At 70.5% G+C, this 13,748-nt stretch carries 15 protein-coding genes and 3 pseudogenes; 8 read left to right on the forward strand and 10 right to left on the reverse strand.

What is annotated here, in order from left to right:
• The first annotated feature begins 80 nt into the window (after positions 1-80).
• Positions 81-236 carry a hypothetical protein gene (locus ACSMXW_RS34510; protein WP_485802202.1) on the forward strand — a complete coding sequence of 52 codons (156 nt, stop codon included), beginning with the start codon at positions 81-83 and terminating at the stop codon, positions 234-236.
• A gap of 12 nt (positions 237-248) precedes the next feature.
• On the opposite strand, the gene ACSMXW_RS34515 is transcribed toward ACSMXW_RS34510, so the two are convergent.
• The 4 genes and pseudogenes from ACSMXW_RS34515 to ACSMXW_RS34530 all read right to left on the reverse strand — a co-directional run.
• Positions 249-1,103 carry a PhzF family phenazine biosynthesis protein gene (locus ACSMXW_RS34515; RefSeq protein ID WP_485802203.1) on the reverse strand — a complete coding sequence of 285 codons (855 nt, stop codon included), beginning with the start codon at positions 1,101-1,103 and terminating at the stop codon, positions 249-251.
• Positions 1,091-1,450, reverse strand: coding sequence for a beta/alpha barrel domain-containing protein (locus ACSMXW_RS34520; protein WP_485808490.1), 360 nt, complete (start codon positions 1,448-1,450; stop codon positions 1,091-1,093). The genes ACSMXW_RS34515 and ACSMXW_RS34520 overlap by 13 nt, the downstream gene beginning before the upstream one ends.
• Positions 1,447-1,611: a hypothetical protein gene (locus ACSMXW_RS34525; protein WP_485808492.1), complete on the reverse strand. Its 165-nt coding sequence runs from the start codon at positions 1,609-1,611 to the stop codon at positions 1,447-1,449. Before ACSMXW_RS34525 ends, ACSMXW_RS34520 begins: the two co-directional genes overlap by 4 nt.
• 91 nt (positions 1,612-1,702) lie before the next feature.
• A pseudogene (locus tag ACSMXW_RS34530) lies at positions 1,703-1,993 on the reverse strand (hypothetical protein); the annotation flags it as partial.
• Between the two features lie 230 nt (positions 1,994-2,223).
• On the opposite strand from ACSMXW_RS34530, the gene ACSMXW_RS34535 reads away from it, so the two are divergent.
• The 3 genes and pseudogenes from ACSMXW_RS34535 (at position 2,224) to ACSMXW_RS34545 (ending at position 3,362) form a co-directional block, all read left to right on the forward strand.
• Positions 2,224-2,631 carry a winged helix-turn-helix transcriptional regulator gene (locus tag ACSMXW_RS34535; protein ID WP_485802205.1) on the forward strand — a complete coding sequence of 136 codons (408 nt, stop codon included), beginning with the start codon at positions 2,224-2,226 and terminating at the stop codon, positions 2,629-2,631.
• A 29-nt stretch (positions 2,632-2,660) separates the two neighbouring features.
• Positions 2,661-2,843, forward strand: a pseudogene (locus ACSMXW_RS34540) (carboxymuconolactone decarboxylase family protein); the annotation flags it as partial.
• Positions 2,844-3,068: 225 nt separating this feature from the next.
• On the forward strand, positions 3,069-3,362 hold the full coding sequence (locus ACSMXW_RS34545; RefSeq protein WP_391432481.1) for a DUF1330 domain-containing protein: 294 nt from the start codon (positions 3,069-3,071) through the stop codon (positions 3,360-3,362).
• A gap of 516 nt (positions 3,363-3,878) precedes the next feature.
• On the opposite strand, the gene ACSMXW_RS34550 is transcribed toward ACSMXW_RS34545, so the two are convergent.
• Together ACSMXW_RS34550 and ACSMXW_RS34555 are read right to left on the reverse strand one after the other, a co-directional pair.
• Positions 3,879-5,906 carry a HelD family protein gene (locus ACSMXW_RS34550; RefSeq protein ID WP_485802207.1) on the reverse strand — a complete coding sequence of 676 codons (2,028 nt, stop codon included), beginning with the start codon at positions 5,904-5,906 and terminating at the stop codon, positions 3,879-3,881.
• 407 nt (positions 5,907-6,313) lie between these two features.
• Positions 6,314-6,547 (reverse strand): annotated as a pseudogene (locus ACSMXW_RS34555) (SNF2-related protein); the annotation flags it as partial.
• A gap of 822 nt (positions 6,548-7,369) precedes the next feature.
• Between ACSMXW_RS34555 and ACSMXW_RS34560 the strand changes: the two are divergent.
• Together ACSMXW_RS34560 and ACSMXW_RS34565 are read left to right on the forward strand one after the other, a co-directional pair.
• Positions 7,370-8,473: a fatty acid desaturase family protein gene (locus tag ACSMXW_RS34560; protein ID WP_485802209.1), complete on the forward strand. Its 1,104-nt coding sequence runs from the start codon at positions 7,370-7,372 to the stop codon at positions 8,471-8,473.
• 128 nt (positions 8,474-8,601) lie between these two features.
• Entirely contained in the window at positions 8,602-8,784 is a 183-nt protein-coding gene (locus tag ACSMXW_RS34565) for a hypothetical protein (protein WP_485802211.1), read from the forward strand.
• 144 nt (positions 8,785-8,928) lie between these two features.
• On the opposite strand, the gene ACSMXW_RS34570 is transcribed toward ACSMXW_RS34565, so the two are convergent.
• From ACSMXW_RS34570 to ACSMXW_RS34580, 3 genes are all read right to left on the reverse strand, one after another.
• A complete protein-coding gene (locus ACSMXW_RS34570; protein WP_485802213.1) occupies positions 8,929-9,780 on the reverse strand; it encodes a hypothetical protein in 852 nt (283 codons plus the stop codon).
• A gap of 158 nt (positions 9,781-9,938) precedes the next feature.
• Positions 9,939-10,538 (reverse strand): class I SAM-dependent methyltransferase, encoded by a 600-nt coding sequence (locus ACSMXW_RS34575; protein ID WP_485802214.1) that lies wholly within the window; start codon positions 10,536-10,538, stop codon positions 9,939-9,941.
• Between the two features lie 86 nt (positions 10,539-10,624).
• Positions 10,625-11,053, reverse strand: a complete 429-nt coding sequence (locus ACSMXW_RS34580; protein ID WP_485802216.1) for a PPOX class F420-dependent oxidoreductase — start codon at positions 11,051-11,053, stop codon at positions 10,625-10,627.
• Positions 11,054-11,155: 102 nt separating this feature from the next.
• Between ACSMXW_RS34580 and ACSMXW_RS34585 the strand changes: the two genes are divergently transcribed.
• Both ACSMXW_RS34585 and ACSMXW_RS34590 read left to right on the forward strand, forming a co-directional pair.
• Positions 11,156-11,569 carry a roadblock/LC7 domain-containing protein gene (locus ACSMXW_RS34585; RefSeq protein ID WP_485802218.1) on the forward strand — a complete coding sequence of 138 codons (414 nt, stop codon included), beginning with the start codon at positions 11,156-11,158 and terminating at the stop codon, positions 11,567-11,569.
• Between the two features lie 179 nt (positions 11,570-11,748).
• On the forward strand, positions 11,749-12,720 hold the full coding sequence (locus ACSMXW_RS34590; protein WP_485802220.1) for a DUF6397 family protein: 972 nt from the start codon (positions 11,749-11,751) through the stop codon (positions 12,718-12,720).
• A 98-nt stretch (positions 12,721-12,818) separates the two neighbouring features.
• On the opposite strand, the gene ACSMXW_RS34595 is transcribed toward ACSMXW_RS34590, so the two are convergent.
• The gene (locus tag ACSMXW_RS34595) at positions 12,819-13,685 is read right to left on the reverse strand and encodes an acyl-CoA thioesterase (RefSeq protein WP_485802222.1); all 867 of its coding nucleotides are present in this window, start codon (positions 13,683-13,685) and stop codon (positions 12,819-12,821) included.
• Positions 13,686-13,748: the final 63 nt, after the last annotated feature.

A 13,748-nucleotide genomic window follows, 5' to 3' on the forward strand; every position in this document is an offset into this window, starting at 1 on the left:
GTGCTCATCGCCCGCCTCCGCGCAGCTTCACGAGGTCCGCCGGCTCGGCGTCCGTCAACTCGGTCGGTGCCGGCTCGCCCATGCCGAGCACCGCGTCGGCGAGCGCCTTCGGCGCCGAGGCGGGAATGGCCTGGCGTCCGCTCCCGCCCGACGCACCGCACGAACGCTTCGTCCTGGCCGCACCGGCCGACAGCCCGTGGGCGGCTCTGCTCGGCACGCAGCCTGACCGGCCCTGAGTACCGCAGGCCTCAGCGCACGACCGTTCGCGCGATCGTCGCTTGGCCGCCGACCCGGATTCGGTGCTCCACGCCGTCGTGGTGAACGGTTGCTGTGATGGTCGACGGGCAGCCGAGGTGGTCGCCCATGTCGACGATGAGGCGGTCCGTACCGGATCCGGCCGAGTGCGCGGCCAGGCAGGCCGTGCTGTTGGCGTTGGCGATGTCCTCGGGGACTCCGATCGACGGCGCGAACATCCGGGCTGCCGCCCGGCCGTGCCGGTCCGGGAGCGAGTAGGCGTAGCAGCCCAGCAGACCGTGGCGGTCGCAGGCTGCGCGCAGCAGGGTGAAGTCCGGGGTGAGATCGGCCAGCACGGCGCGGGACCGGACGGGCATCAGAAGCCTCGGCCGTCCGTTCGACGCCACGCAGGCGTCCCCGGCGACTGCGTCCTCGGGCAGTCCGAGGCCGTGTGCGATCGCCTCCAGTTCGGGCCCTTGGGCGTCGCTCAGGCTGACCGGGCCTGGATCGAACGATGCTGTCAGGCTGTCACCGTCTCGGGTGGCCCGGCCGTCGAAGCTGCGGTGGGCCGTCCGCAGGACGGCGCGGTAGTCGTCGCCGCCTTCACGCTCGGCGAGCAGCGCGAGGGCGGCGACGGTGCCGTGGCCGCAGGCGGGCAGTTCGCCTGCGGCGGTGAAGAACCGGAGGGTGTACGACGGATGGGCGCGCTCGGTTCCGGTCGCGCGGAGGAAGACGGCGTGCGACGTTCCCAACTCCGTGGGAACACGGCATCGTTCCTCGTCGGCCAACGGCGCGTCGTCCAGAACGGCGGTCGCGCTGCCACCCCTGCGCTGTCGCTGACACGCGTCGACGATCGCTACCTCGGGCATGGCACCGGGCCGGTGGTCAGCAGCATCGTCAGGTCGAGTGCGAGCGCGCTGTGCGTCAACGCTCCGACCGAGATGAGGTCGACGCCCGTTTCGGCGATGGCGCGGGTACCGTCCAGGCGGACGGTACCCGAGGCCTCCAGCAGGATCCGGGGAGCGTCGGCCCGCCCGGCCCGGATCTTCACCACCTGCTCGATGTCGGCCAACGGCATGTTGTCGAGCATGATCCAGCGGGTCCCGGCATCGAGCGCCTCAGCAGCTTCCGCCACGGTCTGCACTTCGACATCGACCTCCACCGTCTGCCCGCTACGCGCCATCCCGCTGCGGACCGCCTCGATCGCTGCGGTCACCCGCCCGCCGCGGCGATGTGGTTCTCCTTGAACAGGACCATCGCCGCCAGGTCGAGCCGGTGGTTGCGGCCACCGCCGACGGTCACCGCGCACTTGTCGAGGGCACGCAGGCCCGGTGCCGTCTTGCGGGTGTCCAGAATGCGGGTCTTGGTCGCGGCCACGGCCTGGACGTAGCGGTCGGTCAGTGTCGCGATGCCGCACAGGCGCTGCAGGAAGTTCAGCGCCGTGCGCTCGCCGGGTGATCAGGCTGCGCGCCGGACCGGACAGGCACAACAGGACGTCGCCGTCGGTCAGCCGGGCGCCGTCGGCGACGCTCGCCTCGATCTCGACCTCGGGATCGACCTGCGCGAAGACCTCGGCGACCGTGGGGAGGCCGGCGGCAATGCCGCGCTGCCGGGTGCGGTCTTCGGCCGTGGCCGCCAGGTCTTCGGGAACACTCCACGCGGTGGTGATGTCGTTCCCCGAGGCGTCCCCGGCCAGGGCGGCGGCGACGGCGGTTCGTCCCGCAGCCGAGGGAAGCCGAGGGAACTGTGTCGTGGTCATCTGGTCTGCATCTCCGAGCGGGGGTTGAGCCTGGCGGTCACCACCACTGACTCAGCTGCAGCGCAGGTAGTGTTTTCAAGCAGTGATCGTGGGATTCCGCAGCGCACGGTGCGGGGCGACGCGGGTGGGTGGTTGCCACGAGGGTCCCCTTCGTTTCGTTTTCCGAAGCGATCGCCGATGGTAGCGTTTCGGAATCCGAAGCATCAACCTTGGAGGCTGGACTCCACGCCATGCCAACCCCAAAACCCGGCAAGCCAGTTCGTGGTTCGACCACCGGTCGCCCCCTCATGGCCGCACTCGACCTGTTCGGACGGCGGTGGAGCCTGCGCATCCTGTGGGAGCTGCGCGGAGGCCCCCTTGGGTTCCGTCCCCTGCAGAAGCAGTGCGACGACATGTCCTCCAGCGTGATGCGGCAGCGCCTGACCGAACTGCTGGATGCCCTCGTGGTTCACCAACTACCCGACAGCCGGTACGAGCTCACTCCAATGGGGCGGGATGCCTGCCTCGCACTCGGCCCCCTCGTCCAGTGGTCGGAGCGCTGGGCGGCGATGCTCGACCCGCAACCCGAGCACCGCAACAGCGAGCGGCCCGCCGACGGCACCTCGCATCCTTGCGCTTCGGGTTTCGAAGCATCATAGTGATTCGAAACCCGAAGCAAGAGGTGCCCATGCCGCGCATCGAACCGCTCACCCCGCCATACCCCGCGCCCATCGACCAGGCACTGCGCCGATGGATGCCTCCCGGCGTGACACACGAGCCGCTCACACTGTTCCGGGTACTGCACCGCAACCCGGAACTGGCCTCACGCATGTTCGCCCTGGGGGCCGGCCTGCTGGGCCACGGACTGGTTCACGACTTCATCGGAACAGGGGTGCCTGGTGAACTGAGCGATTGGTACGAGTCGTAGGCAGGGGTCCATCTCCAACTGAGACATCGTCCTATCTCAACAGCACACCACAATCAGCCAGTCCCTTGCGAGCCGCCCTCTGAAATGCCCGGTGATCCGTCGCCGGGGCCGATCAATCTGAGTGTCGACTCGATGCCTGGCACGCTTGTCCGAACACAGGAGGTTTCCATGGCCAAGGGCTACTGGGTCAGCGTCTACCGCACCATTTCCGACCCCGAGAAGCTAGCCGCCTACAACAAGCTGGCCGGTCCGGCTGTCCAGGCCGGGGGCGGGCGGACGCTCGCCCGTGGCGGTCGGGTCGTCGCCCACGACGCCGGAATCGCCGAGCGCACCGTCCTGGTCGAGTTCGACACCTTTGAACAGGCGGTCGCGGCACACGAGAGCGCCGCATACCAGGAGGCGCTGGTCGTCCTTTCCGACGCCGTCGAGCGCGACTTCCGCATCATCGAAGGCGTCGACTGACCGGCGCACTGACGTCCAGGGTGGCCTGGCGGCCCCGCCGGCCCCGCCGGCGGAACTCACGCTCACCCGAAGTGAACCGCGAACCGGTACTCATACGACAGATGGGTCCAGCGAGCAAACGGATCTGATGACCAGCGGCACGTCCAGCATCCATCTGCTGTGTGACCCGTCGGGGCTACTTTCATGAAAGGCCCGTGACCAGCAGGAATGCCGGTCGCGGGCCTTGTGCGATCTCCAGTGTGCACGAGTGCCCGAGAAAACCTCACTCACACTCCTGTCCAACATTGCGGGACAGGCCTTACCCGTCCGAGGCGAACCCCTCGGACGGGTAGAACAGGTCGCGGACTCCGTCGGTATCAGTCCGCAGGGACCCGGTAGCCGCCTCTCTCGTTGGACGACGCACGCCGGACGGCAGGACATCAGGCTGAGCAGGGAGGCCAGGGCCGTACCAGTGCGCACGTTGACGGCGCGTTGGGGCACTTGTGCGCCCGCGGCGACCACGCGGGCGCCGCGCCATCATGCGGGCCGGGTGGTGATGGTGCACAGGCGCTTGGTGGCCCGGGTCAGGGCCACGTACAGGTCCCTCTCCCCGCCGGGGCGGGCCGTGATGATCTCCTCGGGGTTCAGGACGACGACCCCGTCGAACTCGAGGCCCCGTGCTTCGGACGCGGGCACGATGCGTGCGTGGTCGGCGATGCCGTGAGCCGTCAACTGGCTCACTCGGGTGTCCGCGCAGATCACTCCCAGGAGTTCGTCCGGCTGCGCGGTGCTCTGGGCGCGCAGTTCCTCCACGACGGCGGTGACCAACCCGTCCCCATGTGTGGTCACGGTGCGCGGGCTCTCACCGCTGCGCAGTGACCGAGTGGGCCGCTGGTCCGGAGCGATCCGCGTGAGCAGGTCCCGGACGTTCTCCAGGATCTCCTGCGTGGTGCGGTAACTGACCGTCAGGTCGTGCAGTCTGAACCGCGTCCCGACATACGGGCTCAGGGCTTCCTTCCAGTCGCGTGCCGTCGTGGCCGGGCCCGACTGGGCGAAGTCACCCACCAGCGTCATCGCCCTCGCCGGGCAGCGGCGGACGATCATCCGCCACTGCATAGCGGTTAGTTCCTGCGCCTCGTCGACGACGACGTGCCCGTACGTCCGCTCGGGCGGGCCGTCGACCAGGCTCGCCGCCTCGTCCAGCAACGGCACGTCCGCATCGGTCCACGGGGCGTCCGGGGCACGCAGGAGAAGGGACCGCTCCTGCGGGGTCAGGGTCGGCAGGCGCCCGGCCAGGGCGTCGGCATCCGTCAGCAGTGCCTTCACGAGGTTGCCGGGTACCAGCCTCGGCCACAGCGCCTCGACCGCCCGGTCGACACCGGCGTCGTCGAGGAGATCGGCCCGGATGGCGTCCAGGTCCAGCTCGTGGACCGGACCCGGGTCGGCGGCGCCCTCGGCACGGCGCTGGGCGACCCCCGTGAACCGGTCGAAGTTCAGGCCCGTCATCTGCTCGGCATCGGCGTCGATCTGCTCCAGGAGGTCGCCCATGTCCCGTTGCATCGCGTCGGTGACGGCGTCGACCAGGAGTTCCCTGAACGCCTGGCGGGCGGGGTTGTGGCCGGATGCGGCCGCCAGGGCGGCGGCGCGTGCAGTGGCGACCTCCTTCCCGGACAGGTGGACCAGTTCCCGCCCGACCCGGACGGTGAAGTCACCGGCGGGGGCCTGGTGGTCTCGCAGCAGGCCGGCCAGGGCGTCGGCGAGGTCCAGGCCGCCCTTGAGGCGCGCCGTGTCGAACGGGTCCACCGCGTCCGGGGACACTCCGGCCAGTTCCTGGCAGGTCGCCAGATCGACGTCGTTCTCCCCGAGCGAGGGAAGGACCTGGGAGATGTAGTCGAGGAAACGGGCGTTGGGGCCCACCACGAGGACGCCTTCCTCCGCGGCGCGCGGGAACGCGTACAGGACGTAGGCCGCCCGGTGCAGGGCGACCACCGTCTTGCCGGTGCCGGGCCCGCCCTGCACCACGGTCACCCCGCGGTGGGCGGAGCGCACGATCTCGTCCTGCTCGGCCTGCAGCGTCGCGACGGCCGCGTGCATCCTGCCCGTACGCCGTGCCGACAGAGCCTCGGTCAACGGGCCGTCCCCCACGACGTCTCCGTCGGTCGGGGCGGTCCCGTCGAGCAGTTCGTCGCTCACCGAGACGACCGTGCGCCCCTCGAGGCGCAGGTGCCGGCGCCGCCGCAGCTCCATCGGGTGGACCGGTGTCGCCTCGTAGAAGGGCCGCGCCGCGTTCGCGCGCCAGTCCACGAGCAGCGGCAGTTCGTCCTCCTCCGTGTGCAGTCCGATCCGCCCGATGCGCAGGGCCGTGCCGTCCGTCCAGTCGATGCGCCCGAAGACCAGCCCCTTCTCGGCGCCTTCCAGCCGGCCGATCTCCTTGGTCAGACGGTCGGCGGCGATCTCTCTCTCGTACGCCTCGCCGGCGCCGTCCGCCGGGGCCTTCAGCACACTCTCCCGGTTCGCTCGCGCCTCGGAAAGCCGCTCGGTGAGCAGCTCATACAATGAGGACACGTAACCTTGCTCCGATTCAACCGCACGCACGGCAGAATCATTTGTGTTTGACAACAAGGGACTCCTTCGATTCGAGCCGCACCATACGGCCAAAGTTCCCTAAAGGTAAGTCTTGACTTACTTGTCGCGTCTATGTCCTTACAGCTGACCGCACTTCTTGTCATGCATTCCTTCGTTTCCCTTGAACGCCGGTGATGCTTTCCCGTGCACTGGAAAGGCAGTGAATCCACGGGAAAGGTTCGTGGTCGCGTCACAGGTTGGGACGGGGCTGGCCTGCATTCCAAATGCGGACACCGGCGGCCGCCGTGATCCGGTTGTGCGACGCGGCGAGTTGGGTGATGTTCCCGCAGCCGTGTGCGGCCCGGATGCCGGACCTCAACGACTCAACATGCTGACTTGACAGGGAAGATCAGCGTGATCGTCTTGCCGAGACCCATGTCGTCCGCGAGGCATCCGCCGAGGCCAAGTGACGTCATCCGGGCCAGCCGGCTCAGGCCGCGCACCTGGTAGTCCCGCAGCGGAACGGAGGGCGCCGCGGGCTGCCGCACCTGTGTCGCGGCCTCCGGATCCGACAATGCCGCACGCAAGCGGGCCGGAGCCGCGTCGGGCTCGACGTCGACCCTGCGCCCCGCCATCTCGGCGGAGCTCGGGCTCCGGCAGCCGCAGAGGATCCGGGAGAGCTTCCGAAGGGGCCCCTGCGGACGGGCCGAGGGCAGGGAGCGTCCCGGATGGCGGCACGGCCGCGGCCGGCGGCACGGCGTGCGCAGCGGGCGGTGCCGCGGCGGCGAGTTCACGGATCGAGGCGGTGTCCTCGACGCCCGACGGCGCGCAGCGCCATGTGTCGTGACTGTCCGGGCTCACACCGGGAAGGAGCATCCCGCGCGCGAGGAAGTGCAGTGCCAGCAGCGCCGCAGCGCTCCAGAACTCCGCTGACGGATGAGCGTCGGCCGCGCCACGCTCGCGTGTGAGGACCGGCAGGGCACCCCGGCAGGGCACTGCGCACAGGCAGGTGCACCGCGGGCACGGAGACGGCCTCCACGCCTGCGGCACCCGGCAGCACAACGGTCAGCCGCTCCCGCCGGCCGCCTGCCGCCACGGGCGGGTCCGCCCCGTCGGGGCACCAGAAGGCGAAGCTTCCGGCGCGCGGCGGATCGGCGGGGACGAACACCACGGAGCACCGGGTCAGTTCGGAGGTGTCCGAGAACGCCGGCACAGGAACGCGCGGCGGGAAGACTACTCCTCAAATTTGAGTACTGGGCGGACGAGGGTGTACCACGCGGGCGCCGGAGCGGGAACCTCGGGCCGGTCCGGGGGTTCACCCCAGGGGCGGGGTGTGGTCAGCCCCCCGCCGCTCAGGGGGTCCGCACCGCTCGTATCGGGGTGGCAGCGCCATGGCCCCAGGCAGTCACTCTGCGTACGTTTCCTGAGGTCAGCCCCATATCCATGAGACTCGGAGACCCACCATGCCTCAGGCCGCCACCGCCCTTGCAGGCCCCCCACCCGAGTCCGGCTCCCACGACAGGGGAAGCGATTTCGCACCGCTGCTGCGGACGGTGCGGGGCCAGGGCCTGCTCGACCGCCGCACCGGCTGGTACGCGGCCGGGATCACCGTCAACCTGTTGCTGCTCACCGCCGTGGTCACCGGCGTCATCCTGCTGGGAGACACCTGGTGGACGCTCGCCCTGGCCCCCGTGCTCGCGGTGCTGTCCACCAGGACCGCCTTCATCGGCCACGACGCCGGACACGCCCAGATATCCGGCGACCGTACGGTCGGCCGCGCCATCGGCCTGGTCCACGGGAACCTCCTTCTGGGCATGAGCTACGCCTGGTGGAACGAGAAGCACCACCGCCACCACGCCAACCCCAACCACACCGAGAAGGACCCCGACGTGGCCGCCGACGTCCTGGTGTTCACACGGCGGCAGGCGGCCGTCCGCACGGGCCTCAGGCGCTGGCTCACCCGCAACCAGGCATGGCTCTTCTTCCCGCTCACCCTCCTGGAGGGCGTGGCACTCAAGGTGCACAGCTTCCGGAGCCTGCGCACGCAGTCACCGGGCAGGCGCACGGTGGAGGCGCTGTTGCTGGCCGCCCATGTGATCGGGTACGCGTCCCTGCTGCTCGGCGCCCTGTCGCCTGGCAAGGCCCTGCTGTTCGCGGCTCTGCACCAGGCACTTTTCGGCCTGCACCTGGGTCTCGCCTTCGCGCCCAACCACAAGGGCATGGAGATGCCCGACCCCGGCGAGGACCGGTGGGACCATCTGCGCCGCCAGGTGCTCACCTCCCGCAACATCCGCGGCGGCGTACTGACGGACTGGTTCCTGGGAGGGCTCAATTACCAGGTCGAGCACCATCTGTTCCCCAGCATGCCCCGCCCCCACCTCAGGCTGGCGCAGCCCATGGTGCGCGCCCACTGCCTCGGCCTCGGCATCCCGTACACGGAGACCGGCCTCGTGGACTCCTATCGGCAGGCCTTGCGGTACATGCACAACGTGGGGGAGCCGCTCAGGGGCGGCTCGCCGGTGACCGGCACCGTCCCCAGCGGGGACAGGGACGGGGAACGACCGTGAGAAGTGGCTCAGGGTCGCGTAGGGGACGCTCTTCAGGGGTTTCTCAGGGTCCAGGGATGGAACTGCCGGGGACGCACGGCCGTTTTCACAGCAGAGGGCGGCACATGCCGCTGGAGGAGGCGACGCACATGTCGAAGAGGGCGAAGATCGCCGCTGGAGGTGTGGCGGTCGGACTGTTCCTGCTGATCTGGCTGCCCTGGTGGGCCGCATTCCTGATCGTGGTGGGCGTGCCCGCGGCGGCCTATCTGGCGCTGGACCCGGGCCAGCGACGCAGGCTGCGCCGTATCTCCCGTAGGGAACTGGGCCGCTGAGCCCTGACCCGGCGCCCCTGTCCTGCGCCGGTGGCCCACCGTGAGCCATTACCGGCCGCCACTCGGCGCGGTCGGCCCGGCACGACCGCGGGCGGCGGGCCGGGCACGATACAGGGACCGGGCGGCGGAGTGCCCCCGCGGAGGTCAGGACGGGCGTACGGCCATCTTGTCGAGCGCTTCCAGAAGCCCCGGCAGCTCCGGCCCACGTCCCACGGGAAGCACCTCACCCGGCTCCTCGTCGAGCAGGACGAAGGCGATGTCGTCCGTCCTGGCGACCATCGACCAGCCGGGTCCGTCGGCACGCAGCGTCCGGGCCTCCCCCGGGGCGAAGGACGAGCGCACCCGCCCGAGTGGCGGTGGCGAGTCCACATAGGCACGCGCCTCGGCCAGCGCCCGCTGGATACCGTGGTGAGGCTTCGGCTTACCCCCCTCATCGCCCTTCTCCGACGCCGCCTCAGCATCCGGCACGTCGCCGCCGTCGGTGGCGAAGTTCGCGTCGTCGATCTGTTCCCGCCACGCGGCCCACTGGAGTGCTATTTCGTCGGCGCCCAGTCGCCGCTGGGCGGGGCCCCAGGTCTCGGTGTTGGGAGGCGTCAGGGGAGGCCGGTCGGCGTTCTCGGGGCCCGGCTCGGGGTCGTGCGGAGCGGGCACGCCCGGGGCGGCCACCGCCAGGGCGAGGGGCCAGCCGGGCAGCGCGGTGACCACGGAGCGCTCGTCGGGCGAAAGGTCGTACTCCATGCCGCAGTCCCAGGAGGCGATCGCCACCGCTACAAGCGACACATCGTCCACCACGACCGTCCACCGGGCGCCCGTGCTGTCCTGGCCCAGCACCAGCCCGTACCCCTCGGCATCCGGAACCAGCCCGAGCGCTCGGCACGCCTCGGGGTAGTCGTCGCCCAGCACGCTCGGAAACTGCGCGGGCGTCAGCAGCACCGCGGTCAGCACATACAGTGCGTCGTCTCCGGCAGCGACGGCTGCGTCATCCGTCCCGGCCATGTCGTCCTTCCCATCGCTACGTCCGTCGGCGCACCTTAACCCCCGCCGATCACGCCGTCGAGGGCGGGTGAGCAGGAAACTCACGCGAAAGTGGGGTACGGCGCCGCTCCGCCCGACCGGCGGGCCGGCGGGGGTCAAGGTGCACCGTCCGCCGGAGCTCACCGCGTCCGCACGGAAAGCGCGAGGAACTGCGTGTCGACATCCACATAGGACGTCATACGCCAACCGGAGCGTGCCAGCAGAGGCCGAAGGTTCTCCTCGGCCCGAAGGTCGCCCGGCGTGATCCGGCGGCCCTGCCGTGCTGCCAGGGCCGCCCGCCCGATCGGGTGGAAGAGAGCGAGGACACCGCCGGGGCGCACCGCGCGGGCAAGCTCCCTGAGGTTGTCGTCGGGCTGCGGCAGATGGGCGATCAGGCCCGCCGCGAACACCGCGTCGAGCGCCGCCGTGCGCACCGGAAGCCGCGCCACGTCCGCAAGCAGCAGCAGACCCTTGGTGTGCCGTTCCGCGCGGACGGCCTCGTCCAGCATGGCCGGGGTGAGATCGGCGCCGAGCACGATGCCCTCGGCACCCACGGCATGCCGCAGCGCGGGCAGAGCACGGCCGGTGCCGCACCCTGCGTCCAGGACGCGGTCCCCGTGGCGCAGTCCCAGTTGGGCGACCGCGTCCCGGAACGCAGGGCCGTCGTCGGGAAACCTGCGGTCCCAGTCGGCCGCGCGAGCCGTGAAGAACTCTCGTACATGGGCGTGGTCGTCACTCATGCACGGCATGTTCTCGCACCGTCGGCGCGCGTGCGCCCGGGTGCCGGTGGGCGGGGGTGGCAGGGCCGGGCAAGCCGAAGCGGCGGTCAGTCCGCCAGGTCGGCCATCGAGACCACCTTGTCGACATGCACGCGTACCAGCAGCTGGCCGGGCACGCCGTTGCGCGCACCGATCTCCTCAGCCAGGTCCTCGCCCATGTACCGGCCGCCGAGCCGCGTGGCCCACGCCCGCAACTCGGTGAGGTCCTCCGAGATGGTGGCGCGGCCCTGGAGCACCACGAACGAGTAGGGTGTCCGGTCGTCGTCCACGCACAGGCTGGCACGTCCGTCCCGGGCGAGGTTTCGTCCTTTCACACTCCGCTTGTCCGTGGTGAGGACGATGTCGTCGCCGTCCAGCAGGAACCAGACGGGCGCGCTGTGCGGGCTGCCGTCGGCTCGTACGGTCGAGAGAATCGCCGTGCGGGTGCCCTTGGAGACGAAGGCCCGCCATTCGTCATCGGTCATCTTGTGTGCCATGCCTCCATCCTGCTTGCCCGAAGGCCGACGGTGGTGAAGGCTGGCAGACAGATCCTCCGGCCGGGGGGACACGGGGAGGAACCGCGAGCGGGGAGACCGCACATGCCGCAGAACAAAGGGCTCGGCTGGCTGCTGGACGACTTGACGCAACGCGTCGAACATGTACGGCATGCCATGATCCTGTCGAACGACGGACTCGTCACCGGAGCCAGCACCGGGCTGAAACGCGAGGACGCCGAGCATCTGGCCGCCGTCTCGTCAGGGCTGCACAGCCTGGCCAAGGGCTCCGGACGCCACTTCCGCGCGGGCCGGGTCAGGCAGACCATGATCGAGTTCGATGACGCGGTGCTGTTCGTCACGGCGGCGGGCGACGGCAGCTGCCTGTGCGTGCTGAGTGCCGCCGAGGCGGACGTCGGCCAGGTCGCCTACGAGATGACCCTGCTGGTCAACCGTGTCGGGGAGCACCTCGGCGTGGACGCCAGGCAGCCGGAGCACGCCCCCGCCGTGGAGAGCTGAGCCGGGTGCGCCCCCTCGCCGGCCGAGTTCCGTTCCTTCGCCGACACCGCATCTGACCTGCGCAGACTCGGCGAAAGCAGAGTTATCCACAGGCTCAGCGGGCCGAGCGGCAATCGGGCTACGGTTTTCCCGGGATCGATCGCACCCCGATCGATCGCATCACACGGGGGAGACCAGTCATGAGCGGAAACACCATCACCAAGCCCGATGCCACCACCGGCTCACCCGCCCGCACACAGTCGCTCACGGCGGGCCGTGCCGCCCGCGAGCTCGGCCTGCGGCGCGCGGAGTTCGACCTGGCCGTCCACCTGGGACGCATCCGCACCTTCGCGGACGCCGCGCGGGCACATGAGCCGCCAGGTGCCCGCAGGCGTGTCGCACGCGAGGAGATCGACCGCCTCCGCGCCGCCAAGGGCTTCCCGGACACCCTGCGCGCGGACATCTCGACGGTCAGTGCCCCGCAGGGCGCCCAGCTCATGGGCATCACCACGGCACGATTCACCCGCCTGGCGCGGCTCGGCCTCCTGGTCCCCGTCCGCTTCTACCTCAACCGGTACCGCACGGTGGTGTGGATGTACCTGGCCGAGGAGCTCCGCACCTTCGCCGCGGTCAAGGCGAACGAAGCCCTGCTGACCGCCCGGCTCCCGGAGACACTCCGCTCGCAGCTCGACTCGGGCACCGACCTGCGCGCCCGGAACTGGCGCGGCAGGCACACCGGCTTCCTCCTGCGGCTCGCAGAGGACCCCTGGGCCCGTGCGGCGATCACCGCGTCCCTGCTCGACGCCGATGAGGTCGAGGACATCGTCGGCGACCCGAGTGAGCGCGCCTACCTTGCCTGGCTCAGGCCCGAGCGACCCGCGCAGGGCTCACCCGGCTCGCTTGCCTCCCAGGTCGTCGGCGAACTGATGAGAGCGGACACCCCGGACGAGATCGAGTGGCTGCGGTCAAGCCTCGCGCTGGGCCTGGCCGAGGCGAGAAAGGCCCGGCCGGCGCCGCGCCCGCAGCCGACGGCCCCGCTCACGGAGCCAGCGGGGGGCGGGGCCCCGGCTGCCACATACCGAGCCGAGGCCCCCGAGGACGAGACGGTGACGCATGGGCCCGCGTCCCGCCCGAAGGGCCTGCTGGCCCGGTTCCGCCGCAGCCGCGAGTAGACGGACGGCGGCGCCGGTCCCTCACGGGCGTGCTCCGCCGGCTGGAAGCCGCGCAGGGCGCGGTCGCACAGCACCACCCCTGCCTGGCTCCCCGCATCTCAGACAGGCCTGAAGAGCCCCTCCTGGACGACCGACACCAGCAGGCAGCCCTTCTGGTCGTAGATCCGGCCGCGTGCCAGTCCGCGTCCGCCGATGGCGATCGGGGACTCCTGGTCGTACAGGAACCACTCGTCCGCGCGGAACGGCCGGTGGAACCACATCGCGTGGTCCAGCGACGCCATGTCGAAGCCGCGAGGGCCCCACAGCGGTTCTACGGGAATGCGTACGGCGTCCAGAAGGGTCATGTCGCTGGCGTAGGTCAGGGCGCAGGTGTGCACCAGCGGATCGTCTCCCAGGGGGCCGACCGCACGCATCCACACGGCACTGCGCGGAGGAGCGTCCTTGATCTCCTCAGGGGTCCAGCGCAGCCGGTCCACGTAGCGGATGTCGAAGGGCTGTCGCCTGGCCATCCTCTCCAACTGCTCGGGCAGGGCCCCCAGGTGCTCGCGGACCTCCTGCCCGATCGTGGGCAGCTCCTCGGGTCCCGGCACCTCCCGCGGCAGCGGCAGTTGGTGTTCGAACGTTCCTTCCTCGGGTTTGTGAAAGGAGGCGGTGAGAGTGAAGATCGTTCGGCCCTCCTGTACGGCGGTGACCCGTCGTGTGGTGAACGACCGCCCGTCGCGCACCCGCTCCACCAAGTACACGATCGGCACGCCCGGCCGGCCCGGGCGCAGGAAGTACGCATGCAGGGAGTGCACGGGGCGCTCGCCGTCGGTGGTGCGCCCGGCCGCCACCAGGGCCTGGCCCGCGACCTGTCCGCCGAAGACCCGCTGGAGGGACTCATGGGGGCTGCGCCCACGGAAGATGTCGACCTCGATCCGCTCCAGGTCGAGCAGGTCGACAAGCCGCTCCGCCGGATTCGTCATGACTGGTGTACTCCTGGGTGCACGATGGGACGGGAACAAGCCCTTGGGCCGGGCAGGCGTCGA

It is taken from the genome of Streptomyces sp. DSM 116793, from assembly GCF_057320905.1.